Raw genomic sequence first — 23,210 nt, 5'->3', positions numbered from 1 at the left:
ATTATTTATTGTTTTCTATGAGGTTAATAATCTCTTTTAATTCTTCAACACTAATTTTTTCTTCTTTTGCAAAAAAGGATACCACGTTTTTATATGAGCTGTTAAAATAATTATCTATCGCTGCATTAAAAAAGCGTTTTCTATAGTCTTCCTTTTTTATTATTGGAAAATATTGATGGGTCTTTCCATAAGCTGTGTAACCTACATAGCCTTTGTCTTCTAAGTTTCTAACAATGGTAGATAATGTATTGTAGTGAGGTTTATCCTCTGTTATTTCTGCAAGTATATCCTTTACAAAAGCCTTTTCTAGCTTCCATAAAATATGCATGATTTCTTCTTCTTTATTTGTTAGTTTTTGCATTATCTAAAATTTTATGTTCTATGATACTTCAAACATATAACTATTTTTATAGTTATACAACTGCAAATATAGTTATTTAACGAAAAATTTAGTTTTTATTGTGATTTTTTAAGAAAAGTAATTGAAAATCATACTAAGAAAGAAATCTTATTATCTTCGCAAAAAATATATTTAATGAGCTTTGTTTGGGTTATTTTAGGATTTATTCTGCTAGTTATAGGAGGTGAGTTTTTAGTTAGAGCTTCCGTAGCACTTTCTTTTAAATTAAGTATTTCAAAGTTTGTTATTGGTATGACAGTAGTGTCATTTGCAACGTCTGCACCAGAATTATTAGTGAGTCTTAATGCGGCATTATCTGGTTCTCCAGCTATCGCTATTAATAATGTAGTAGGATCTAATATTGCTAATATTGGTTTGGTGTTAGGTATTACAGCTGTAGTTGGAAGTATATCTGTAGACAAGACATTTTATAAACTTAATTGGCCAGTAATGATGTTGTTTTCAATGGCATTGTATTACTTTTTATATAATGATAGTCAATTGGTGTTTCTTGAAGGTCTAGCGTTATTTGTAGCTTTAATAGCTTTTTTATACATATTAATACGACGTGCAAAAAAAGACACTATAGAAGAAGTTGATGAAACCTTAGCTATAGTGTCCTATTTTAAAATTATATTATGGCTCATTATTGGTGGTTTTGCCCTTTATTTTGGATCTGAATGGTTGGTTAAAGGAGCTATTGATTTAGCTGAAATATTAGGCGTGAGCGAAGCTGTGATTTCAGTGTCAGTAATAGCAATAGGGACGAGTGTACCAGAACTAGCAGCATCGGTAATTGCTGCTGCAAAACAAGAAAAGGCTATTTCCTTAGGGAACTTAATTGGCTCCAATATTTTTAATATTGGTTCTGTATTAGGGCTTACTTCTATGATTAAAACCATTCCAGTTACCGAATCTCAAATTTTGACCAGAGATATTTTTTGGATGATTGCTTTTTCAGCCGTTTTAATTCCGCTAATACTTATTCCTAAACAGCATCAGATAAGTAGATCAAATGGTTTTGTTCTTATTTTAGGCTATGGGATCTTCATATTTTTAGTATTTACCCAATAGATTTATAGGTTATTAACTGTATTTTGTCGAATTGTTTATAATTAACCCTATATTTCTTAGGGTTAAAAGTTAATTATTGAGCTTTTTTTATAAATTTGCCCTTTGATTTTATATAAATACTAAAATAATTAAAATGTCAACGCTAAGATTTCACGCAGTAAAAGAAACACTTACTAGAAAACCTCTAAAAATTGAAGAAAAAGAACGTCGCTCTTCAATTTTTGGTAATAATGTATTTAACGAAGCAACTATGCGACAGTATTTAACCAAAGAGGCTTATAAAAGTGTTATGGATGCTGTGCAGAATGGTTCTAAAATTGGGAGAGGAGTAGCTGATCACATTTCAACGGGAATGAAAGAATGGGCTATTTCTAAAGGAGTGACGCATTATACACACTGGTTCCAGCCTTTAACAGGTGCAACAGCAGAAAAGCATGATGCCTTTTTTGAAACTATTGGTGGTGGTTTAGCTATTGAAAAATTTGGTGGCGGACAATTAGTACAACAAGAGCCTGATGCCTCTTCGTTTCCAAATGGAGGAATTAGAAATACGTTTGAAGCTCGTGGTTATACTGCTTGGGATCCAACATCGCCAGCATTTATTTATGAAACAACTTTATGCATTCCAACAGTTTTTGTTTCTTATACAGGCGAGGCACTTGATTATAAGACACCTTTATTAAGGGCATTACAAGCTGTAGATCATGCTGCTGTAGATGTAGCAAAGTATTTTGATAAAAATGTAAAAAAGGTAAATGCTTCTTTAGGTTGGGAACAAGAGTATTTTTTAATAGATAGTGCTTTAGTTGCAGCAAGACCAGATATCACTTTAACAGGAAGAACACTATTAGGGCATTCTCCAGCTAAGGGCCAGCAATTGGATGATCATTATTTTGGAACTATTCCAAATCGTGCAATGTCTTTTATGCGTGATCTTGAAACTGAGTGTATGTTATTAGGGATACCTGTAAAAACAAGGCATAACGAAGTTGCTCCAAACCAGTTTGAGTTAGCACCTATTTATGATGAAGCCAATTTAGCAGTAGACCACAATTCATTATTAATGGATGTGATGGATAAGATTGCTGGTAGACATAATTTTAAAGTATTATTTCATGAGAAACCATTTGCAGGCGTTAATGGTTCTGGGAAGCACAATAACTGGAGTTTAAGTACAAATACAGGAATTAATTTATTAAGTCCAGGAAAAACGCCAATGAGTAATTTGCAATTCCTAACATTTTTTATAAACTCAATTAAAGCAGTTCATGAGTATGAAGAATTGCTTAGAGCTTCTATCGCTAGTGCTAGTAACGACCATCGTTTAGGTGCGAATGAAGCGCCTCCAGCAATTATTTCGGTATTTATTGGTGAACAATTAACTAAAGTACTTCACGATCTTGAAGGTGTTACTAAAGGGAAATTATCACCAGAAGAAAAAACAGATTTAAAACTAAATGTGGTTGGTAAAATACCTGAAATTCTATTAGATAATACAGATAGAAACAGAACATCCCCTTTTGCATTCACAGGAAATAAATTTGAGTTTAGAGCGGTAGGTTCTACAGCAAACTGTGCTAATCCAATGACTGTTCTAAATTCTATCATGGCAAAACAACTTATAGATTTTAAATCTGAAGTTGATGCTTTGATTGAAAACAAAGACATGAAAAAAGACGATGCAATTTTTAATGTATTACGTGAATATATTAAAACATCTAAAAACATACTTTTTGAAGGAAACGGTTATGGAGATGAGTGGCAAAAAGAAGCGAAAAGGCGTGGTTTAAGTAATAATAAAACAACTCCAGCTGCTTTAAAAGCAAGAGTAGCTAAGAAAACAATTAGTTTGTTCGAAGATTTAGGAGTTATGAATAAAACTGAAATTGAAGCACGTTACGAAATAGAAGTTGAAGAATATACATTAAGAATACAAATTGAAGGCAGAGTTTTAGGTGATATTGCTAGAAATCACGTAGTGCCAACTGCAGTTAAATATCAAAATGTTTTAATAGAAAATGTAAGAGGACTTAAAGATATTTATGGCAATGACTTTAAAAAATATGCTAAAGAGCAACTTGAGTTGATTCAAGAAATTTCTGGACATATAGAAGCTATAAACTCTGGTGTTACTAAAATGACAAATGAACGAAAAAAAGCAAATACCATAGAAGACTCAGAAAAGAAAGCAGATGTATATTGTAATAAAGTGAAACCATTTTTTGATGAGATTCGTTATCATTGTGATAAACTAGAACTATTAATAGATGATGAGCTTTGGCCATTAACAAAATATAGAGAAATGCTCTTTACAAACTAGATTGAACTTTAAATAAAAGCCTCATTTATGAGGCTTTTTTATTACATTTTATTCAAAAATTTTTAAAAAATGTCTACGTATAACTACGTACTTTTTTAAATAATATTCAGCATTAATAAGTATTTCAGCTAATTATTTTACAATTTATCGATTTTAACAGACTATTCCTACGTTTTCGTCTTTAGTGCTTAAAAAGAGTGGCTTATTTTCATTAAATTTGTATTGCTATTAATCTATTATTATTCAAAATGAAGAAGTTACTACTAAGTGTTGCGGCACTTATGGTCGCAACCCTCTTGTTCTCTCAAGATGACACTGTTGATGCGAAAGAGAAAGTTTCTCAAGACAATTCTGTTGTGTTAATTGATGATGGAAACCTATCATCATAAATCTTGTTTTTAATTAAGAGTGTTTAAAAGCTTTAACTAGTACACTATTTAGTGTTAGTTAAAGCTTTTTTGTTTTATAAAAGTTCTAATTGCTTCTATTAGGTGATATATCTAACCTTTTACTATATTGCAATGCCCTTATTAATCTATGTTTGAATAGATCTATTTTTAATAGAGATCATTTTTAGTGATTAATAGAACTAATTTATATAGCATTTTTTGTGTCATTTTTTCTCTGTTTTTTATACAAAAAACTTATTCTCAAGAAGAAATAAAAAGAAGTACCATCGAAACCTTTAATAGGTCTTATGGTGTTGAAGTACGCGGTAAAAATACATTTTCAATAGCTGCAGGAACAGTAGTTACTAATGGAGATTATGCAGATGCACTTTACGAGGTATATATGCATATAGGATATAAGCGATTTTTAGGGCCTTATGCTAATATTAATATTGGCTATAATAAATATAATGTAGCTTTTAAAGATGTATTAAATGAAGGTTTTATGTCTTTTGATGCTAATTTAGAAATTGTCCCATTTCCTAAAAATATTTTTTCACCATTTATTTTTGCAGGAGGAGGATTAAATGCTTCTAATTACTTTGAAGAAACCGATTCTAAAATTCAAGGAGGAGCAGGTTTTGAAATATTAGTATCACCTTTAGTAGGGATAAAATTATTTGCTGAGTATAACATGACATTTACCGATGAATTAGATGGAAGAATATATGGAATTTCTGATGATGCATTTTGGAGAGCAGCTTTTGGGTTAAACATTTATTTTGGAAGAAGAGGAAGAAAAAGAAACATTAAGAGAAATGAGCCTACAGTGATTAATTCTAATCCAATAATTCACTCGAAAAACTAAATACTTTATTATTTTTGCAGCATCTAAAAAACACCTTTTCAAGAATGAGTAACGAGGTTAGTAAAAGATATGCACAAAGAGGCGTTTCCGCTTCAAAAGAAGATGTGCATAACGCTATTAAAAATATTGACAAAGGATTATTTCCTAAGGCATTCTGTAAAATTGTTCCAGATTATCTTACCAACGACAATGACTATTGCTTAATTATGCATGCAGATGGTGCAGGAACAAAAAGTTCATTAGCATATATGTACTGGAAGGAAACAGGCGATATTTCAGTTTGGAAAGGTATAGCTCAAGATGCTTTAATAATGAATATTGACGATCTTTTATGTGTTGGAGCAACCAATAATATTATGTTGTCTTCAACCATAGGAAGAAATAAAAACCTTATTCCAGGTGAGGTTCTTTCAGCAATAATTAACGGTACCGAAGAATTGATTGACGAATTAAAAGGGTTTGGTGTAACGATACACTCAACTGGAGGAGAGACAGCAGATGTTGGTGATTTGGTAAGAACGATTATTGTTGATTCAACAGTCACAGCTAGAATGAAACGAAAAGACATTATTGATAATGCCAATATTAAGGAAGGAGATGTTATTGTTGGTTTAGAAAGTTTTGGTCAAGCTACTTACGAGAAATCATATAACGGAGGTATGGGAAGTAACGGTTTAACGTCTGCTAGACACGATGTGTTTCATAAGTATTTAGCTAAAAAATATCCTGAAAGTTTTGATGCTTCAGTTCCAGAAGATTTGGTTTACTCTGGACAAACTAAATTGACGGATAAAGTTGAAAATTCGCCTATTGATGCTGGGAAATTAGTATTATCTCCAACAAGAACTTATGCGCCAATTATTAAATCAATTCTCTCAAAGTATAAAAGAGATGAGGTGCATGGAATGATTCATTGTAGTGGAGGAGCACAGACAAAAATTCTTCATTTTATAGATAACCTGCATATTGTAAAAGATAATATGTTTTCTATTCCACCTTTGTTTAAATTAATACAAGAACAATCTAAAACAGATTGGAAGGAAATGTATCAAGTATTCAATTGTGGTCATCGTATGGAATTATATGTTTCTCCAGAAATAGCAAATGATATTATTAAAATCTCAAAATCTTTCAATGTTGATGCTCAGGTAATTGGAAGGGTAGAAGCAAGCGATTCTAAAAGGCTTACAATAAAAAGTGAATTTGGCGTTTTTAGTTATAGTTAATAATTATTTTAAATGATGGCAAAAAAATTCAAGTATCAATTATCAATTTTTACAGCACTTCTAAGTGCATATTTCTTAGGAGCTCAAAACTTAGATTTAACGTTGTATCCTGAAGACTTTGTAACCTCGCATTGGAAAGAAGTAAATACAGCCAGTTTAGATATAAGTGAAGTCGCTTTTGTTAATTGGAATTCGGGAGGTTCTAATTCAATTTCTGGTTTAATAGGGTTTGAAGCTCAAAGAAATTATAAAAAGGACCATTTACTTTGGGAAAACAGGGCAGTAATACGTTATGGAGTTAATAAGCAACAGAGCCAAAGTTTGAGAAAAACTGATGATATTTTTGAATTGAAATCACGTTTTGGTTTTAGAAAGGATATAAAATCTAATTGGTATTATTCGGCAAATTTTAGCTTTGCAACACAGTTTACTAATGGGTATAATTACTCAAATAGTGATGAAAAGCCTATTTCACAATTCATGGCACCTGCATATATGTTTTTAGGTGTAGGAACCGTTTATGGTGAGCATATTGAAGAATTTTCGGCATATATGTCACCATTAACATTAAAATCTACATTTGTCCTTGACCAAGACTTGGCAGACGCAGGTTCTTTTGGTGTTACTCCAGCAGTTTATGATGACTTAGGGAATAGATTGTCAAAAGGAGAAAATTCTAGAGAGGAAGTTGGGATATTAGTTACAAGTGCTTATGAGAATGCACTTATGGAAAATATTTCTGTTAGAACTCTAGTTAGCTTATATACCGATTATTTAAATGATTTTGGTAATGTTGATATCGATTGGGAGTTAAACTTTAAATTTAAAGTAAATGACCATGTTCGAGCTACAATGGGATCACATATAAAATATGATAATGATGTGAAAACTGCAATTGAAGATGAAGATATGCCAGAAGAAATAGTCGTTAAAGGAGCCAAAGTACAGTGGAAACAGCTTTTAGGAGTTGGTGTGTCAGTCGATTTTTAAAGCTTCAGGAAAAACCATAGCGTCAAAATCCCAAAGTATTGGTAGTAAGAAATAGGTGATTATTGCTATTATAATAATAGAAATAATATTCATCCAGATACCAACTCTTATCATATCTGGAATTTTCAAATAACCAGAACCAAACACAATAGCATTTGGTGGTGTTGCTACTGGTAACATAAAAGCACAAGAAGCTGCAACAGTTATACCAACCATAAGCGTAAATGGATGCACATCTAGGACAAGCGCAATAGGAGCTATTATTGGTAATAACATAGCAGTGGTAGCAAGATTAGACGTAATCTCAGTTAAGAAGTTAACAGCAAATATTAAAACAAATAATAATGCAAATAATGGTAAGTTTTCAAATTGCGTAATTTGTAAACCAATCCATTCGGCTAAACCAGTTGTTTTAAAGCCTTCGGCCAAAGCTAGTCCACCACCAAACAATAATAAAATCCCCCAAGGTAATTTTACAGCACTTTGCCAATCAATTATTTTCTTTTCAGTTTTATTCTTGGTTGGTAGTATAAATAAGATGGTGGCACTTATCATAGCTATTATGGTATCATCTATTGCTGGAATTAGCTTTGAAACTAAAAATGAACGCGTCATCCATAAAAATGCAGTAACACAAAAAACAATCAGTACTGTTTTTTCTTCATAACTAATCTTCCCTAGACTTTTTAATAGTCTTTTTATTTCTGCTTTTCCACCTGGAAAATCTTTTTGAGTGAATTTAAAAGCAATGGTCGTTATATATTTCCAGCAAATAAATAGAAGTATTATAGAAATTGGTAAACCGTAAATAATCCATTTAGAAAAGGTCATTTCAATGTTATATTGTTCTTCTAAAATACCAGCAAAAATCAAATTTGGAGGTGTTCCAATAAGTGTTGCAATGCCTCCAATAGAAGCGCTATATGCAATAGATAACATCAAAGCTTTACCAAAAATAGCGTTTTCGTCTTCTTTAGTTTTAGGATTGTCTTTGAGCTGTAAAATAATTGCCATACCAATGGGTAGCATCATTACTGTTGTAGCTGTGTTGGATATCCACATACTTAAAAATGCAGTTGCTAACATAAACCCAAGTATAATACGGCTAACACTTGTGCCAATAACATTTATAACTGTGAGTGCAATACGTTTATGTAAATTCCATTTTTCTATGGCTATGGCAAGTATAAACCCACCTATGTAAAGAAACACATATTTATGTCCAAAAGCAGCAGTAGTAATGCTTAATTCCATTACTCCAGTTATAGGAAATAAAATAATTGGAAGCATAGCAGTGACAGCAATTGGTACGACCTCAAAAATCCACCAAACTGCTACCCAAAGTGTAGTTGCTAAAACTGCGATTCCTTCAGGTGATAATCCTTTAGGTTTAAAAAAAAGAAGTGTAATAGTAAATAATAAAGGACCTAGAATTAGTCCAAATTGTTTTAAGGTTTTGTTTCGCATCGTTTATAACTGGTAATGCAAAATACAATTTTCTTCATTAAGAGTTATGCCAAACTTCCTTCACTTAAATATTTATAATCTTCAAGCTCGTTTAGTTTGTCAATTTTTTTTGAACAACCATTTTTTAATAGATAAATCTCATCCGAAGTTTCTATAATATGTGAATACATATGGTCTGTTATAATAATTGCTTTATGCTCTTTTTCGGTGTTTATTAGTTGTTTAATTTCTTCAATTTGTAAAGGAGCAATATGAGAAAAAGGTTCATCTAACATTACAATTTTGCTGTCGCTTTTTAAAACCAAATAGATTTCTACAATACGTTGTTCTCCTCCAGAGAGTTTATTTGTTTTGGTTTTTGCATACTTTGAAAACGCAGGAAATTTTGATATAAAATCTTCCCAATTCACATAAAACAATTTAAAAACTGTACTAAGCTTTAAGTTTGGTAAAAAAGTATGTTGCGGTAAGTATTTGATTAGCTTTGTTTGGTAAAGAGGTCTTAAAAAGGGTTTTTTGTCTATTCGAATTAGTTTGTATTTTGGTTGAATATTTCCAAATATAATATTGAGAAGTGATGTTTTGCCGCAGCCATTACTCCCAAGAATGCCAACAACTTTCCCAGTTTCGGCTTTTAGGTAAATACCACTTAATACACGTTTAGAATTATAGTTAAGCTCTACATTATCTATTTCAAGAATCATATAAACTCCTTAATAAGGAGTAGAAAGGTAGTGGTTATTAAAATATCAACAAAAAATAAGACTGAAAATAACTTAAGGCTAGAGATGCCAAGGTTTTTATAAAAAATAAGCTTTCGTTTTGCCGAAGTTTCATTTACAAGGTACCAAAGAAAAAAAGTTAAGAGTAATTTCGTGACTATGGCAGCAAAAACATTAGGATTAACAATAGTAATAATTATGTTAATTAAAAAAGACCATAAAACATACGATCTATAAAAAGCCATTATGGACATTAATTGTTGCATATACACAAATAAACGATTATTGTAAGTAAATATTTCGTTGAAAGATGGAAGTTTTTCATTCATTGAAAATTCATAAATTATCGTATTTTTGCGACACAATTCACACAAGCAAATGCTAGAAAAAATTCAGATAGTAAAACAACGTTTTGATGAGGTAAGTGATTTAATTATTCAGCCAGATATTATCACAGACCAAAAGCGTTATATACAATTAAATAAAGAGTATAAAGACCTTAAAAAGATTGTAGATAAAGGCGAAATCTATAAATCTTTAACAGATAATATTGCTGAAGCTGAGGATATTATAGCAGAGGGTAGTGATGCAGAAATGGTTGAAATGGCAAAAATGCAATTAGAAGAGGCTAAAGCAGAACTTCCAGATTTAGAAGATGAAATTAGGTTCTTATTAATACCAAAAGATCCAGATGATGCGAAGAATGTGGTTGTTGAGGTAAGAGCCGGAACAGGAGGAGATGAGGCTAGTATTTTTGCTGGTGATTTGTATAGAATGTACTCAAAATATTGTAGTGATAAAGGTTGGAAAGTAGATGTAGTAAGTTTAAGTGATGGAACTTCAGGAGGTTATAAGGAAATAATTTTTGAAGTATCTGGCGAAGATGTATATGGAACATTGAAATTTGAAGCTGGTGTGCATCGTGTACAGCGAGTACCTCAAACTGAAACACAAGGTCGAGTTCATACGTCTGCAGCAACAGTTATGGTGCTTCCAGAGGCAGAAGAATTTGATGTAGAATTAGATATGGCAGATGTTAGAATTGAACGTACTACGTCAACAGGTCCAGGAGGTCAATCGGTTAACACTACCTATTCGGCTATTAAGCTGCATCATGAGCCAACAGGAATGATTGTGAGTTGTCAAGACCAAAAATCCTCTCATAAAAACCTTGAGAAAGCTTTAAAAGTTTTGCGTTCTAGATTATATGAAATTGAGTTAGCAAAGAAGCAAGCAGCAGATTCCGAAAAACGTAAAAGTATGGTGTCTTCGGGGGATAGAAGTGCTAAAATTAGAACCTATAACTATCCGCAAGGTAGAGTTACTGATCACAGAATTGGATTGACTTTATATGATTTATCCAATATCATTAATGGCGATATACAAAAAATAATAGACGAATTAATGCTAGCTGAAAATACTGAGATGTTAAAAGCTAGTGATGATGTGATTTAGAGAGTTAGGTATTGGGTTTTTGGTATTAGGCATTAGGGAATTATTCTTAATATAAACTTGAATGAGAAATTTTAGACATTTAGAAGTTTGGAAAGATTCTATAATTTTAGTTAAAACTATTTACAAACTAGTTGATGCTCTTCCAGATTTCGAAAAATTTGGTTTAAAATCTCAAATAAGCAGATGTGTGGTTTCAATACCAGCAAATATAGCTGAAGGTTGTGCTAAAGATTCTCAAAAAGATTTTGTAAGATTTCTTCAAATTAGTTTGGGTTCAGCCTTTGAATTAGAAACTCATTTAATTATTTGTGTTGAATTATCATATCTTCCTGAAGATGAAAAAATAATTAAAGAAATACAAAAACTTCAAAAGAGAATCAATGCTCTCATAAAATACTCAAAGACCAACTACTAAGACCTAAAGCCTATGACCCAAGACCAATTAGTAAACCAAATCAAAAAAAAGAAATCCTTTCTATGCATAGGGTTAGATGTCGATTTAAATAAAATTCCAAAACACTTATTAAAAGAAGAAGACTCAATCTTCACTTTTAATAAAGCCATTATTGATGCGACACATCATCTATGTGTAGCTTATAAACCAAACACTGCGTTTTATGAAGCTTATGGTATTAAAGGATGGCAAGCACTAGAAAAAACAATAAATTATATTAATAAAAATTATCCAGAAATTTTCACCATTGCTGATGCAAAACGTGGAGATATTGGAAACACTAGTACCATGTATGCAAAAGCTTTTTTTGAAGATTTAGCGTTTGATAGTGTTACTGTAGCACCATATATGGGAAAAGATTCGGTAGAACCGTTTTTAGCATTTAAAGATAAGCATACCATTTTGTTGGCGTTAACATCTAATCAAGGAGCTTTCGATTTTCAAACAAAAACTGTTGATGGAACTGAATTATACAAACAAGTTTTAGAAACCTCAAAGTCTTGGCAAAATTCTGAGAATTTAATGTACGTAGTTGGTGCCACAAAAGCTGAGTTTTTAGCAGACATTAGAAAGATTATTCCAAATAGTTTTTTATTAGTTCCTGGAGTTGGAGCTCAAGGAGGAAATCTACAAGAGGTTTGTAAATATGGGATGAGTAAAGATGTTGGGTTATTAATTAATTCGTCTAGAGGAATAATTTATGCATCTAATGAAAATGATTTCGCAAGGGCCGCAGCTATAAAGGCAAAAGAATTACAGCAACAAATGGCAGAACTTATTTAAATTACAGTTTCAGTTTGTTCTCTCGATAGATATTTTAACCTATTGAGCTTATTTAAAAGTTTTAAAGCATCGTATTCTGAAATATCACTCAAAGCAGAATCTGTTTCTCTTAAATTATAAGCGTGTTCAATTAATTGCTTATAACGATTTTTAAGCTTCTTTTGATATTTTTTAAGAATATTGCTTCTATTCATGATGCTAATAATCAATTAACTAAATATACATTATTTTCTTTAAAAGTAAAAGGCTTGTTTTCGATTTTCTAATAAAAAAGAAACCGATTCCTGTTATAGAAATCGGTTTCTTACAAATAAAAAACTAACTAACTAATTTATAAGTGAAGACAACTTTATTTAGATGACTTGTGGCAAAGTTGTATAATTTATACTGTTCTAATGTTATGTTAATGCTACTATAGTTTTAAGAATCAATTAATATATTTATATACTTATACAAAAAAGAAGAAATAAAAATTAATTAAAAGAATGATAAATGATTTTCAGTAATAAGAATAAAATAGTTTTTACACTTTCGGTATTTTGTCTAATAGTTTTTAACTCTAAAGTATTTAGTCAATCACTCGTAACAATACCAAGCACTGTTGAGTTACCACTTGAATCAAAAATAAATAAGTTTAGTTATAATTTACATATTGCTTTACCGTTCGATTACGAAAAATCTAAACAGTCTTATCCCGTTATATATGTATTAGATGCAAATAACGATTTTCCGCTTGTTACAAGTATTTCAAGACGGCTTCAAGCTGAAGAAGAACTCAAAGACCTTATAATAGTTGGGATTAGTTATAAGGACTCAGCTTATATTAATAGAAGAGCAGACTATACACCGTCTTCTTTAGAAGCATGGGGGAATTCAGGAGGAGCTTCTAAGTTTATATCTGTTATTCAAGATGAAGTTTTCCCAATAATAGAAACTAAATTTCGAGTAGAAAAAGATTCCAGAACGCTTTTTGGGCATTCACTTGGAGGTTTGTTAGGGTCTTATCTTCTTGTAAATGGACAGGAGTTGTTTAACAACTATATTATTTCAAGCCCTTCAATGTGGTGGGATGATTATTATGTTTTGAAAAATGGAAGTTCATCTTCTATTTCAAGTAAAGTTTTTTTATCTGTTGGTGCTCTCGAAAGGCCACATATGCTAGAATCGTGTAATAAGCTGTCTTCTTTTATTGATGAAAACATAAAATCAGCCTCAAAAAAGGTTGTTATATTAGATGGAGAAAATCATGCTTCAGCAAAGATAAGAGCCTATACAGATGGGTTAAAATGGTTGTTTAAATAAATAATACTAACTAGTTATGTATTTTGATGAAATTCTGTCAATTCGAGTAAATTTCATGAGTGAAATGAGTGAAATTTGTATCGAGAATAAGAATTTAGCATATAAATTAGTTCTCGATAAGATTTTTTTATCAAAAAATCACTCGAACTGACATAATGGATACTGTTTTAACTCAAAATACATAACTAGTTAGTATTAATTAAAATATTCTATAATGAAAAATATTATTTATGTTTTATTGCTTCTTTCAATTGGAATGAATGCGCAAAACTCAAATTGCAACTGTTGTACTGAAAAACATTCGGAATTTGATTTCTGGGTTGGTAGTTGGATAGTTACAAATCCAAATGGAAGTGCGGCTGGAACTAATGTTATTGAAAAAGTTCAAGACAATTGTGTATTACGTGAAAATTGGACTAGTGCTACAGCAGGTTTTACAGGAACAAGTAATAATTTTTACAATGCTGCAAAACAGCAATGGGAACAGATTTGGATTGATAACCAAGGAGGAAGCTTACACTTAAAAGGTAATAGAGTAGGTAATCAAATGATTTTAAAAACCGATGTTGCCAAAAACCAAAACGGAGAACCCTTTTACCATCGTGTAACTTGGACTAAAAATGATGATGGCTCAGTAAGGCAATATTGGGAAACTATTACTAACGATAAAGATATTACGGTAGCTTTTGATGGGTTGTATAAAAGGGCTAAGTAATTTCTAATTTATTCTAAAGTTTAGAATATAATAAAACCGGTAATTTTCGAAAGAAGTTCCAGTAATACTTTTACCAGCAGGTACAAGAGTTATAGTGTTCGTTTTTAAATCAATGATTTTTCCATTTAATGTACCGTTTTGAAGTCTTGTGTATACACATTTATCTTCTTTGTTATATTCCCAAGTGCCAATCATATTATTTCCACTTAAAGAGTAGAGAATATATGTTTTATCTTTTCTAAACTCATAATCGTTTTCTGGAGATTTTGATAATCCATTTATTTTTTCACCATTAGCAGTTCCGTAGTCTAATTTCCATCTTTGGAAAAACTCCTTTGGCAACTCGGAATTGTTATGTGTATTAACCTTTTTTTGAGAAGAGCAAGAGATTAATAAAAAACATAATAGAAAAATACTTGTGGTAACTCTTTTCATAATAAACTGATTTTTTTAATCCTGCAATGCAAATACACGCTTCAATAAATCAGTTGTTCTTGATGATACTTTGTTTCTAATTTCTTTTTCTTCAACTGCAATCATCGTGTAGACACCTTTAAGAGCTTCTCCAGTTACATAATCGGTTAAATCAGGGTTCACATTATTGGTGAATGGAATGCTATTATATTTATTAATTAAATTCTCCCAAATTTGGTCTGCACCAACTTTACTAAAAGAGTTTTTGATAACTGGGTTAAACTTATCATACAAAGCAGTTTCTGTTTTGTTTGTTAAATATTGTGTAGCTGCATTGTCTGCACCAAGTAATATGTTTTTGGCATCAGCAAACGTAATCTCTTTAACAGCGTTTACAAAAATAGGTGTCGCTTCTTTTACAGCGTCTTCAGCAGCTCTATTAAGTATTTTCAGGCCTTCATCAGCCAAATTTGCTAAGCCTATATCACGTAGCGCTTTATCTACTTTTTGTAATTCTTCTGGAAGTAAAATCTTTACTAATTCGTTTTTGAAAAAGCCATCTTCAGCAGTCAGTTTACTTACTTGTTTGTCAATTCCAAAGTCAAGAGCTTGACGTAAACCAGAAGCAATTTCAGCATTTCCTAAACCACCTTGAGGCATTTGGTTGACGACTTGTTGGAGCTCTGCACAAGCAGTGACGTTTAAAATTAAGATTAGGGCAATTATTCGTTTCAACATAGTTTAAGGTTTTCTATCTTTAACAAAGATAAATTTTACAGATGAGAACTATTCAAATTTTATGCCTAATATGTTTTTTGGGATTATTCAATTGTAATTCTAAGCAAGAAACTAAAACGATAACAAAAGAAATTGTTCAGTTTAGAAAACCAAGTCAATATATTACAGTGCTTGGTATTGCTCAAGATGCAGGCTATCCCCATATTAATTGTGACAACGATTGTTGCAAATCATTTTATGATGGAGATGAACCTAAAAAACTAGTGTCGTGTTTAGGTGTAGTAGATTTAAAAGATAAAAAAAAATACATTTTTGATGCTACTCCAGACTTTACAGAGCAAACTCAAATACTCAAAACCAATCATCTAAATAATGGAAACATTATTGATGGTGTGTTTTTAACGCATGCACATATTGGACATTATACAGGGTTAATGTACCTAGGGTTTGAAGCGTTAGGAGCAAACAAAGTATCTGTATATGCTATGCCAAGAATGAAAGAGTATTTAGAAACAAGTGGACCTTGGAGTCAATTGTTGACGTATAATAATATTGATATTAAGCTATTACAAAATGACTCAGTTGTATCATTAAATAGTAATTTAAAGGTCACGCCTATTTTAGTACCACATCGTGATGAATACTCTGAAACTGTAGGTTATCGAATTGAAGGGCAAAACAAGAAAGCATTATTTATTCCAGATATTGATAAGTGGGAAAAATGGGAGCGTAATATTATTGAAGAAGTAAAAAAAGTTGATTATGCGTTTCTAGATGCATCCTTTTTTAGAGATGGCGAGTTGAAACGAGATATGAGTAAGATTCCGCATCCATTTACCACAGAAACAACTACATTGTTTGAAAATGAGGATCTAGCAACTAAAAATAAAGTTTATTTCATTCATTTTAATCACTCAAATCCAACAATAAAAGATTCACATCGTTTGAAGGATAGTATTCAAAACCTCGGATTTAGATTTGCTAAACAAGGTGATGTCTATGGTTTATAGAAACTTATATTATTCTTAATAAACGCAATAAATTTTTCAATATTCCGTAAATTTGCAACGTAAAAAATAGATAACAATACGAATGCAACAAATAGCACCATATAAACCAAAACATAAAGTACGAATAGTAACTGCGGCCTCATTATTTGATGGTCATGATGCGTCCATAAATATAATGCGACGCATTATTCAAGCCACAGGAGTTGAAGTAATCCATTTAGGTCATGATAGAAGTGTAGAAGAAGTAGTTAATACTGCTATTCAAGAAGATGCTAATGCTATTGCATTAACGTCGTACCAAGGAGGACATAACGAGTACTTTAAGTATATGTATGACTTGCTAAAAGAGCGAGGGGCGGAACACATCAAGATTTTTGGAGGAGGGGGAGGAGTAATTTTACCATCGGAAATTAAAGAGTTGATGGATTATGGTATTACTCGTATTTACTCACCTGATGATGGAAGGGAACTTGGGTTACAAGGAATGATTAATGATTTGGTTCAACAATCTGATTTTGCTATTGGAGACCAATTAAATGGAGAGGTTGATATTCTTGAGGAGAAAAATCCTAAAGCCATTGCAAGGGTTATTTCTTCAGCTGAAAATTTTCCTGAAGTTGCTAAAAAGTCACTTGAAAAAATTCATAAAAAGAACGAAAATTCTAAAACTCCAGTTTTAGGAATAACAGGAACTGGAGGCGCAGGTAAATCATCATTAGTCGACGAATTAGTACGACGTTTTTTAATCGATTTTCCAGAGAAAACGGTTGGCTTAATTTCGGTTGACCCTTCAAAACGTAAAACTGGAGGTGCGCTTTTAGGAGATAGAATACGTATGAATGCTATTAACTCTCCAAGAGTATATATGCGTAGTTTGGCAACACGTCAATCTAATTTAGCATTATCAAAACATGTTAATGAAGCAGTTGAGGTATTAAAAGCTGCTGAATACGATTTGATTATTTTGGAAACTTCAGGTATTGGACAATCGGATACTGAAATTATTGAGCACTCTGATGTGTCGTTATATGTAATGACGCCTGAATTTGGTGCAGCTACGCAGTTGGAAAAAATAGATATGCTCGATTTTGCTGATTTGGTAGCAATAAATAAGTTTGATAAACGTGGTTCACTTGATGCCTTGCGTGATGTGAAAAAACAATACATGCGTAACAATAACCTTTGGGATGTACATCAAGATGATTTACCAGTTTTTGGCACCATTGCGTCCCAATTCAACGACCCAGGAATGAATACGTTGTATAAAGCTGTGATGGATAAACTGGTTGAAAAGACAGATACTAATTTAAAATCAACATTTCATATTTCTGATGAAATGAGTGAGAAGATATTTGTTATTCCGCCATCAAGAACACGTTACTTATCTGAAATTGCTGAGAGTAATCGTGCCTATGATAACAAAGCTAAAGAACAAGTTGAAGTGGCTCAAAAGCTTTATGGAATTTATAAAACTATATGTTCAGTCACTAATGTCACCTTGAGCGCAGTCGAAAGGTCATTCATTGGAAAACTAGGATTAGAACAAGATGAGATCCTGAATCAAGTTCAGGATGACAGTTCTAAAGAGTTTTTAGGGTTGCTTTTCAAAGAATTTGACCGAGTAAAATTAAATTTAGATCCTTATAATTGGGAAATCATTACTGTTTGGGACGATAAAGTGAATAAATACAAAAATCCTATCTATGTGTTTAAAGTAAGAGGGAAAGAAATAAAAATAGAAACACACACAGAATCGTTGTCACACACTCAAATACCTAAAGTGGCTTTGCCGAAGTATCAAGCTTGGGGAGATATTTTAAATTGGTGTTTGCAAGAAAATGTGCCTGGAGAATTTCCATATGCTTCTGGGTTATACCCTTTTAAAAGAACTGGTGAAGATCCAGCACGTATGTTTGCTGGTGAAGGAGGCCCAGAACGAACCAATAGACGTTTTCATTATGTGAGTGCAGGTTTACCAGCTAAACGTCTGTCTACTGCTTTTGATAGTGTGACGCTTTATGGAAATGATCCAGATTTGCGTCCAGATATTTATGGAAAAATTGGAAATGCAGGCGTGTCTATCTGTTGTTTAGATGATGCTAAAAAATTGTATTCTGGTTTCAATTTAGCAGATGTGATGACTTCTGTGAGTATGACCATTAATGGTCCTGCACCTATGTTACTAGGCTTTTTCATGAATGCTGCCATTGACCAACAATGTGAGATTTACATAAAAGAAAATGGTTTAGAAAAAGACGTAGAAGCAAAAATTACTAAAATTTATAAAGGCAAAACACGACCATCTTATAATGGTGATTTACCAGAAGGTAACAATGGTTTAGGTTTAATGCTGTTAGGTGTTACAGGAGATCAAGTATTACCAACAGATGTTTATACTGACATAAAAAAGAATACGATTGCTCAAGTTAGAGGAACAGTACAAGCAGATATTTTAAAAGAAGACCAAGCGCAAAACACATGTATTTTCTCTACAGAATTTGCATTGCGTTTAATGGGAGATGTACAAGAATATTTCATTGAAAATAATATACGTAATTTCTATAGTGTTTCAATTTCTGGATATCATATTGCTGAAGCTGGAGCGAATCCAATTACGCAATTGGCTCTAACATTATCCAACGGATTTACATATGTAGAGTACTACTTGTCAAGAGGAATGGATATCAACAAGTTTGGTCCAAATTTATCCTTTTTCTTCTCAAATGGAATCGATCCAGAATATGCTGTTATTGGTCGTGTAGCTCGAAAAATTTGGGCAAAGGCCATGAAGCATAAATATGGCGCTAATGCTAGAGCACAAATGTTGAAATACCATATTCAAACGTCTGGTCGTAGTTTACATGCTCAAGAAATTGATTTTAATGATATACGTACAACGTTGCAAGCATTGTATGCTATTTACGACAATTGTAACTCATTACACACCAATGCGTATGATGAAGCTATTACCACACCAACTGAAGAATCTGTTCGTAGAGCGATGGCAATACAGTTAATCATTAACAAAGAATTAGGTTTAAATAAAAACGAAAATCCAATTCAAGGCTCCTTTATAATTGAAGAACTAACTGATTTGGTTGAAGAAGCTGTTCTTTTGGAATTTGACAGAATTACAGAAAGAGGAGGTGTTTTAGGAGCTATGGAAACTATGTATCAACGTAGTAAAATACAAGAAGAGAGTTTGTATTATGAAACCTTAAAACATAATGGCGATTTTCCAATTATTGGAGTAAATACGTTTTTAAGCTCAAAAGGATCTCCAACGGTGTTACCAGCAGAGGTCATTCGCGCAACAGAAGAAGAAAAGCAATTTCAAATACAAACATTAGAGAATCTTCATAAAGCAAATAACACTGAAGAGTTATTAAAAAACCTTCAGCAAAAAGCGATTCATAATGAAAATATTTTTGAAGCTTTGATGGACGTTTGTAAAGTATGTTCACTTGGTCAAATTACCAGCGCGTTGTTTGAAGTAGGAGGACAGTATAGAAGAAACATGTAAGCAGGATTTCATTTTATGAAAAGCTTGAGTATTTAAAAAGCATGAATATTACTTACTCTGAACTTGCTTCGGAATCTTATTAAAAAGTTATTATAAAATGCATCTTTTTTAAAGATGCATCGTCTTATAGATGTAATATAAAAACAATAATCATGAAAAATAAAGAATGTACTTGTACTTGCGATAGTTGTGCAAATGGGCAATGTAAAAATTGTACCTGCGAATCTTGTAACTGTAGTGGTTGTAATTGTTAAATCTTAATTTTATATGAGCATTGTAACTAAAGTTGCAGTGCTCATTTTACTATCATGAATACAAATCAAGTTTGGGAAACATATCACCAAGACATTAAACAATTTCTTTTATCAAGAATAAAAAATGATGAAGCAGTTAATGATGTTTTGCAGGATACATTTATTAAAATTCATACAAAGTTAGAGTCACTTCAAAATCATGAAAAACTAAAATCTTGGGTTTTTACTATTGCTAGAAACACCATGTTAGACTATTTCAGAACAAGTAAAAATGATACCGAATTTCAGGAATATAACGTACAAACTGAAGAGAACCCTAAAGTTCATGATGAAAAAGATTGTCTATATGGTATCATTAAACAACTTCCAAAAAAGTATCGTGACCCTTTATTTCTAGCTGATATTAAAGGTAAGAAGCAAGCTGAGGTTGCAAATCAATTAAAATTACCAATACCTACTGCTAAATCTAGAATTCAACGAGCAAGAAAGTTAATAGCGCAAGGTTATATGGAATGCTGCGATTTTAAAATGAATCAACAAGGACATTTGGTGGGAGAAATAAAAGACAAAGAAGATTGTAAAATTTGTAGTTAACTTATAACGTTAACATCCAATTACGTTGTAGCTTTCTAAACATTTTTAGCTCTTTTCTAAGAATAGGAAGAAAATCTTTACCATTACTATTACATTGTTCTAAACGTTTACAGTTATTATATAGCATTTTTGATAAACGTTCAACTCTATCTGCATGTTTTTGTTTTCTATCTCTATAATATTCAACTTCTGCCTTAATAATTTCTGGACCTAATAATTCAGATTGCTGTACAATATCACCCGAAAAATAGACATGTTCGTCTTCTGTACCATCAGTTTTTAAATTAGATAAATCATAATTCAAATAATGAGATATTTTTCGTGTTAACGAAAAGATTTCCAGCGCCTTAGTATAGATAGGCGAATTAGATAAATGTGATGGAGTAGTATAAATCATTTTCTTAGCAATCATTCAAAATTACTCCTAAAACTAAATATGTTGTATTTAAAAATTGAATTAAAATATCGATTTTACTTTAAATATTAATATATTTACTTTTTAAACTTTAAAATATGAAGTTAGATTCACTTAATTGGAGTATACTAAAATGTATACAAGAAAATTCAAGGCAATCTAATACAGATATTGCTAAAAAAGTGGGTATATCATCGCCTGCAGTTGCCGAACGTATTAGAAAAATGGAGGATGCAGGTGTAATTAATGGTTATTACGCAAAATTGTCATATAAAGAAACGGGCTACCAATTAAAAGCAATTATCACTTTAAGAGCTTTTATGGGACGCTTAAAACCATTTTTAGAAAAGGTGAAATCGTTTGAAGAAGTCATTAATTGTTTCCGTATAACTGGTAACGAAAATATTGTTCTAGAAGTTGTGTTACGAAATCAACAACATCTAGAACAATTTATAGATCAGCTAATAACTTACGGTGAAACAAAAACGCAGATTGTATTATCAGATGTAATAGAAAACAATCCAATAAAAAGACCAATCTAGTTTTTAACACCAGGTTGTTTTAGTGTCCAATTTGTTTTTGCTTTTTCAGCATCAACCATAGCTTTTACATCAGCTAATAAACGTTTTGCGTCATAAATAATACCGTCTTTAATAGTGTATTTTACACCGCCAACTCTAACAACTTCATTATCTTCAGTAAGTTTAATGGCTCCAGTTCCATAAAGAACTTTTAAGTTTACTAATGGATTTTCTTCAATAATTACAAAATCGGCAAGTTTACCAATTTGTACAGAACCAATTTTATCGTCCCAACCCAAAGCTTCAGCACCATTTAAAGTTGCTGCTCTTATCACTTCTAAAGGATGAAAACCAGCCTCACGTAATAATTCCAGTTCACGAGGATAAGCAAAACCATACAACTGATAAATAAAACCAGAATCTGTACCAACAGTTACACGTCCACCTCTATTTTTATATTCGTTTACAAAGGTCATCCATAATTGGTAGTTCTTTTTCCACTCAATTTCTTGTTCGGTTCCCCAATAATGCCAATAACTACCATGGCTAATTTTACTAGGCTCGTAAAACTTCCAAAGCGATGGTAAAGTGTAAGTTTCATGCCATTCTGCACGACGAGCACGTTGCAAATCTCTACTTGCTTCGTAAATATTAAAGGTTGGATCAAGCGTAAAATCTAACTCTAAAAGCTCATTCATTACATTATTCCAATGCTCAGAGTAAGGCTCAGCTGCTTGTTGCCACAACTTACCAGCTTCTTCAAAACGGTGTTGTTCGTTTTGATAATTGTAGTCTAACGGATAGTTTTGAACTGTTCTATCATTAAACAAAGCTTCAGGTAAACCATACCAATGCTCCATAGAGGTCATTCCTGCTCTAGCAGAATGTAGTACATTCCATCTTGCAACACTTAATTGTGCGTGATGAGCAGTCGATCTTAGCCCTAATTTTTTATTTTCATCTAAAGCGGCTTCCATAATATCTGGTTCTGCACCAAAAAACTTAATGCCATCAGCACCATTTTTTGCATTTTGTCTTACCCAAGCTCTTGCCATTTCTGGTGTACTAATAGGTTTATCACTTCCTGAGCCAAAACCTGTATACTCAAAAATCCTAGGAGCTACAATTTCGTTGGCAGCACTTTGGCGTTTTAATTCAATAGCATTACGTCCACTAGGTTGTTTAATGGTTGTAATACCGTGAGCCATCCAAAGTTTAAACACATATTCAGGATTAGCGCCTTGCGCACCACCACCAATATGACCGTGCATATCAACAAAACCAGGGAGCAAATACATACCATTCGCATCTAACTCTTTTCCACCGCTTTTAAGCTTAGGCCTTCTACTTTCATTAATTTCAACCCCAGGATATCCAACAATTTGCATGTTTACAATTTTGTTGTTTTCAACAACTATGTCCATTGGACCTCTTGGTGGCGAACCATCACCATTAATAAGCATAACCCCTCTAATGATGAGTTGTGAAAAAGGACCTTCGCCTTTGTAATTGTCTTGAGAAAAGGCTTGTAATCCCAAAGAAAATATTAATAAAATAACTATTTTTTTCATCGTAT

The 23,210-nt window shown here is 32.0% G+C and carries 23 protein-coding genes; 15 read left to right on the top strand and 8 right to left on the bottom strand.

Features of this window, described 5'->3' with window-relative positions; genetic code table 11:
* Position 1 precedes the first annotated feature (1 nt).
* Positions 2-361 (bottom strand): BlaI/MecI/CopY family transcriptional regulator, encoded by a 360-nt coding sequence (locus tag ABGB03_RS10515; protein WP_347922472.1) that lies wholly within the window; start codon positions 359-361, stop codon positions 2-4.
* A gap of 174 nt (positions 362-535) precedes the next feature.
* On the opposite strand from ABGB03_RS10515, the gene ABGB03_RS10510 reads away from it, so the two are divergent.
* The 6 genes from ABGB03_RS10510 (at position 536) to ABGB03_RS10485 (ending at position 7,267) form a co-directional block, all read left to right on the top strand.
* On the top strand, positions 536-1,474 hold the full coding sequence (locus ABGB03_RS10510) for a calcium/sodium antiporter (protein WP_347922471.1): 939 nt from the start codon (positions 536-538) through the stop codon (positions 1,472-1,474).
* Positions 1,475-1,607: 133 nt separating this feature from the next.
* Positions 1,608-3,794 (top strand): glutamine synthetase III, encoded by a 2,187-nt coding sequence (locus ABGB03_RS10505; protein WP_347922470.1) that lies wholly within the window; start codon positions 1,608-1,610, stop codon positions 3,792-3,794.
* A 248-nt stretch (positions 3,795-4,042) separates the two neighbouring features.
* A complete protein-coding gene (locus tag ABGB03_RS10500; RefSeq protein ID WP_167609453.1) occupies positions 4,043-4,183 on the top strand; it encodes a hypothetical protein in 141 nt (46 codons plus the stop codon).
* A gap of 187 nt (positions 4,184-4,370) precedes the next feature.
* Positions 4,371-5,051, top strand: a complete 681-nt coding sequence (locus ABGB03_RS10495; protein WP_347922469.1) for a Curli production assembly/transport component CsgG — start codon at positions 4,371-4,373, stop codon at positions 5,049-5,051.
* A 44-nt stretch (positions 5,052-5,095) separates the two neighbouring features.
* A complete protein-coding gene (locus ABGB03_RS10490) occupies positions 5,096-6,277 on the top strand; it encodes an AIR synthase related protein (RefSeq protein ID WP_347922468.1) in 1,182 nt (393 codons plus the stop codon).
* Positions 6,278-6,289: 12 nt separating this feature from the next.
* Entirely contained in the window at positions 6,290-7,267 is a 978-nt protein-coding gene (locus ABGB03_RS10485) for a DUF3078 domain-containing protein (RefSeq protein ID WP_347922467.1), read from the top strand.
* Here the strand turns inward: ABGB03_RS10485 and ABGB03_RS10480 are convergent.
* Both ABGB03_RS10480 and ABGB03_RS10475 read right to left on the bottom strand, forming a co-directional pair.
* On the bottom strand, positions 7,253-8,734 hold the full coding sequence (locus tag ABGB03_RS10480) for a DASS family sodium-coupled anion symporter (protein WP_347922466.1): 1,482 nt from the start codon (positions 8,732-8,734) through the stop codon (positions 7,253-7,255). The two genes, ABGB03_RS10485 and ABGB03_RS10480, sit on opposite strands and share 15 nt — an antisense overlap.
* Before the next feature lie 44 nt (positions 8,735-8,778).
* Positions 8,779-9,438, bottom strand: a complete 660-nt coding sequence (locus ABGB03_RS10475; protein WP_347922465.1) for an ATP-binding cassette domain-containing protein — start codon at positions 9,436-9,438, stop codon at positions 8,779-8,781.
* A 396-nt stretch (positions 9,439-9,834) separates the two neighbouring features.
* On the opposite strand from ABGB03_RS10475, the gene prfA reads away from it, so the two are divergent.
* The 3 genes from prfA to pyrF all read left to right on the top strand — a co-directional run bounded on the left by prfA (position 9,835) and on the right by pyrF (position 12,148).
* Positions 9,835-10,911 (top strand): peptide chain release factor 1, encoded by a 1,077-nt coding sequence (prfA, locus tag ABGB03_RS10470; RefSeq protein ID WP_347922464.1) that lies wholly within the window; start codon positions 9,835-9,837, stop codon positions 10,909-10,911.
* 61 nt (positions 10,912-10,972) lie between these two features.
* Positions 10,973-11,326: a four helix bundle protein gene (locus tag ABGB03_RS10465; protein WP_347922463.1), complete on the top strand. Its 354-nt coding sequence runs from the start codon at positions 10,973-10,975 to the stop codon at positions 11,324-11,326.
* Between the two features lie 12 nt (positions 11,327-11,338).
* Complete coding sequence (gene pyrF / locus ABGB03_RS10460) at positions 11,339-12,148, top strand: orotidine-5'-phosphate decarboxylase (RefSeq protein WP_347922462.1); 810 nt, start codon at positions 11,339-11,341, stop codon at positions 12,146-12,148.
* On the opposite strand, the gene ABGB03_RS10455 is transcribed toward pyrF, so the two are convergent.
* A complete protein-coding gene (locus ABGB03_RS10455) occupies positions 12,145-12,342 on the bottom strand; it encodes a Lacal_2735 family protein (protein ID WP_347922461.1) in 198 nt (65 codons plus the stop codon). The genes pyrF and ABGB03_RS10455 overlap by 4 nt on opposite strands.
* Positions 12,343-12,640: 298 nt before the next feature.
* Between ABGB03_RS10455 and ABGB03_RS10450 the strand changes: the two genes are divergently transcribed.
* Both ABGB03_RS10450 and ABGB03_RS10445 read left to right on the top strand, forming a co-directional pair.
* Positions 12,641-13,450 carry an alpha/beta hydrolase-fold protein gene (locus ABGB03_RS10450; protein WP_347922460.1) on the top strand — a complete coding sequence of 270 codons (810 nt, stop codon included), beginning with the start codon at positions 12,641-12,643 and terminating at the stop codon, positions 13,448-13,450.
* A gap of 214 nt (positions 13,451-13,664) precedes the next feature.
* On the top strand, positions 13,665-14,165 hold the full coding sequence (locus tag ABGB03_RS10445) for a hypothetical protein (protein ID WP_347922459.1): 501 nt from the start codon (positions 13,665-13,667) through the stop codon (positions 14,163-14,165).
* 3 nt (positions 14,166-14,168) lie between these two features.
* Here ABGB03_RS10445 and ABGB03_RS10440 read toward each other — a convergent pair whose 3' ends face one another.
* Together ABGB03_RS10440 and ABGB03_RS10435 are read right to left on the bottom strand one after the other, a co-directional pair.
* Positions 14,169-14,600, bottom strand: coding sequence for a hypothetical protein (locus tag ABGB03_RS10440; protein ID WP_347922458.1), 432 nt, complete (start codon positions 14,598-14,600; stop codon positions 14,169-14,171).
* 15 nt (positions 14,601-14,615) lie between these two features.
* Positions 14,616-15,317: a DUF4197 domain-containing protein gene (locus ABGB03_RS10435; RefSeq protein ID WP_347922457.1), complete on the bottom strand. Its 702-nt coding sequence runs from the start codon at positions 15,315-15,317 to the stop codon at positions 14,616-14,618.
* A gap of 41 nt (positions 15,318-15,358) precedes the next feature.
* On the opposite strand from ABGB03_RS10435, the gene ABGB03_RS10430 reads away from it, so the two are divergent.
* The 3 genes from ABGB03_RS10430 (at position 15,359) to ABGB03_RS10420 (ending at position 20,698) form a co-directional block, all read left to right on the top strand.
* Positions 15,359-16,327 (top strand): MBL fold metallo-hydrolase, encoded by a 969-nt coding sequence (locus ABGB03_RS10430; protein WP_347922456.1) that lies wholly within the window; start codon positions 15,359-15,361, stop codon positions 16,325-16,327.
* Between the two features lie 82 nt (positions 16,328-16,409).
* The gene (locus tag ABGB03_RS10425) at positions 16,410-19,850 is read left to right on the top strand and encodes a methylmalonyl-CoA mutase family protein (protein ID WP_347922455.1); all 3,441 of its coding nucleotides are present in this window, start codon (positions 16,410-16,412) and stop codon (positions 19,848-19,850) included.
* A gap of 308 nt (positions 19,851-20,158) precedes the next feature.
* Positions 20,159-20,698: a sigma-70 family RNA polymerase sigma factor gene (locus tag ABGB03_RS10420; RefSeq protein WP_347922454.1), complete on the top strand. Its 540-nt coding sequence runs from the start codon at positions 20,159-20,161 to the stop codon at positions 20,696-20,698.
* Between the two features lies 1 nt (position 20,699).
* On the opposite strand, the gene ABGB03_RS10415 is transcribed toward ABGB03_RS10420, so the two are convergent.
* Complete coding sequence (locus tag ABGB03_RS10415) at positions 20,700-21,110, bottom strand: hypothetical protein (RefSeq protein WP_347922453.1); 411 nt, start codon at positions 21,108-21,110, stop codon at positions 20,700-20,702.
* Positions 21,111-21,211: 101 nt separating this feature from the next.
* Between ABGB03_RS10415 and ABGB03_RS10410 the strand changes: the two genes are divergently transcribed.
* On the top strand, positions 21,212-21,655 hold the full coding sequence (locus ABGB03_RS10410; RefSeq protein ID WP_347922452.1) for an Lrp/AsnC family transcriptional regulator: 444 nt from the start codon (positions 21,212-21,214) through the stop codon (positions 21,653-21,655).
* On the opposite strand, the gene ABGB03_RS10405 is transcribed toward ABGB03_RS10410, so the two are convergent.
* On the bottom strand, positions 21,652-23,205 hold the full coding sequence (locus ABGB03_RS10405) for an amidohydrolase family protein (protein ID WP_347922451.1): 1,554 nt from the start codon (positions 23,203-23,205) through the stop codon (positions 21,652-21,654). The two genes, ABGB03_RS10410 and ABGB03_RS10405, sit on opposite strands and share 4 nt — an antisense overlap.
* Between the last annotated feature and the right edge of the window lie 5 nt (positions 23,206-23,210).

Origin of the sequence: Pontimicrobium sp. SW4, from assembly GCF_039954625.1 — a bacterium.
Taxonomy (GTDB): Bacteria; Bacteroidota; Bacteroidia; order Flavobacteriales; family Flavobacteriaceae; genus Pontimicrobium.
Note: the sequence above shows the minus strand (reverse complement) of the source record. Positions and strands in the feature narration are given on the sequence as shown.

Excerpts from the sequence above, each read along its gene's own strand:
- ABGB03_RS10510 (WP_347922471.1), top strand. The coding sequence starts at position 536 with ATGAGCTTTGTTTGGGTTATTTTAGGATTTATTCTGCTAGTTATAGGA.
- ABGB03_RS10490 (WP_347922468.1), top strand. The coding sequence starts at position 5,096 with ATGAGTAACGAGGTTAGTAAAAGATATGCACAAAGAGGCGTTTCCGCT.
- ABGB03_RS10475 (WP_347922465.1), bottom strand. The coding sequence starts at position 9,438 with ATGATTCTTGAAATAGATAATGTAGAGCTTAACTATAATTCTAAACGT.
- ABGB03_RS10485 (WP_347922467.1), top strand. The coding sequence starts at position 6,290 with ATGATGGCAAAAAAATTCAAGTATCAATTATCAATTTTTACAGCACTT.
- pyrF (WP_347922462.1), top strand. The coding sequence starts at position 11,339 with ATGACCCAAGACCAATTAGTAAACCAAATCAAAAAAAAGAAATCCTTT.
- ABGB03_RS10440 (WP_347922458.1), bottom strand. The coding sequence starts at position 14,600 with ATGAAAAGAGTTACCACAAGTATTTTTCTATTATGTTTTTTATTAATC.
- ABGB03_RS10425 (WP_347922455.1), top strand. The coding sequence starts at position 16,410 with ATGCAACAAATAGCACCATATAAACCAAAACATAAAGTACGAATAGTA.
- prfA (WP_347922464.1), top strand. The coding sequence starts at position 9,835 with ATGCTAGAAAAAATTCAGATAGTAAAACAACGTTTTGATGAGGTAAGT.
- ABGB03_RS10480 (WP_347922466.1), bottom strand. The coding sequence starts at position 8,734 with ATGCGAAACAAAACCTTAAAACAATTTGGACTAATTCTAGGTCCTTTA.
- ABGB03_RS10415 (WP_347922453.1), bottom strand. The coding sequence starts at position 21,110 with ATGATTGCTAAGAAAATGATTTATACTACTCCATCACATTTATCTAAT.
- ABGB03_RS10420 (WP_347922454.1), top strand. The coding sequence starts at position 20,159 with ATGAATACAAATCAAGTTTGGGAAACATATCACCAAGACATTAAACAA.
- ABGB03_RS10455 (WP_347922461.1), bottom strand. The coding sequence starts at position 12,342 with ATGAATAGAAGCAATATTCTTAAAAAATATCAAAAGAAGCTTAAAAAT.
- ABGB03_RS10450 (WP_347922460.1), top strand. The coding sequence starts at position 12,641 with ATGATTTTCAGTAATAAGAATAAAATAGTTTTTACACTTTCGGTATTT.
- ABGB03_RS10505 (WP_347922470.1), top strand. The coding sequence starts at position 1,608 with ATGTCAACGCTAAGATTTCACGCAGTAAAAGAAACACTTACTAGAAAA.
- ABGB03_RS10405 (WP_347922451.1), bottom strand. The coding sequence starts at position 23,205 with ATGAAAAAAATAGTTATTTTATTAATATTTTCTTTGGGATTACAAGCC.
- ABGB03_RS10410 (WP_347922452.1), top strand. The coding sequence starts at position 21,212 with ATGAAGTTAGATTCACTTAATTGGAGTATACTAAAATGTATACAAGAA.
- ABGB03_RS10435 (WP_347922457.1), bottom strand. The coding sequence starts at position 15,317 with ATGTTGAAACGAATAATTGCCCTAATCTTAATTTTAAACGTCACTGCT.
- ABGB03_RS10445 (WP_347922459.1), top strand. The coding sequence starts at position 13,665 with ATGAAAAATATTATTTATGTTTTATTGCTTCTTTCAATTGGAATGAAT.
- ABGB03_RS10500 (WP_167609453.1), top strand. The coding sequence starts at position 4,043 with ATGAAGAAGTTACTACTAAGTGTTGCGGCACTTATGGTCGCAACCCTC.
- ABGB03_RS10465 (WP_347922463.1), top strand. The coding sequence starts at position 10,973 with ATGAGAAATTTTAGACATTTAGAAGTTTGGAAAGATTCTATAATTTTA.
- ABGB03_RS10430 (WP_347922456.1), top strand. The coding sequence starts at position 15,359 with ATGAGAACTATTCAAATTTTATGCCTAATATGTTTTTTGGGATTATTC.
- ABGB03_RS10515 (WP_347922472.1), bottom strand. The coding sequence starts at position 361 with ATGCAAAAACTAACAAATAAAGAAGAAGAAATCATGCATATTTTATGG.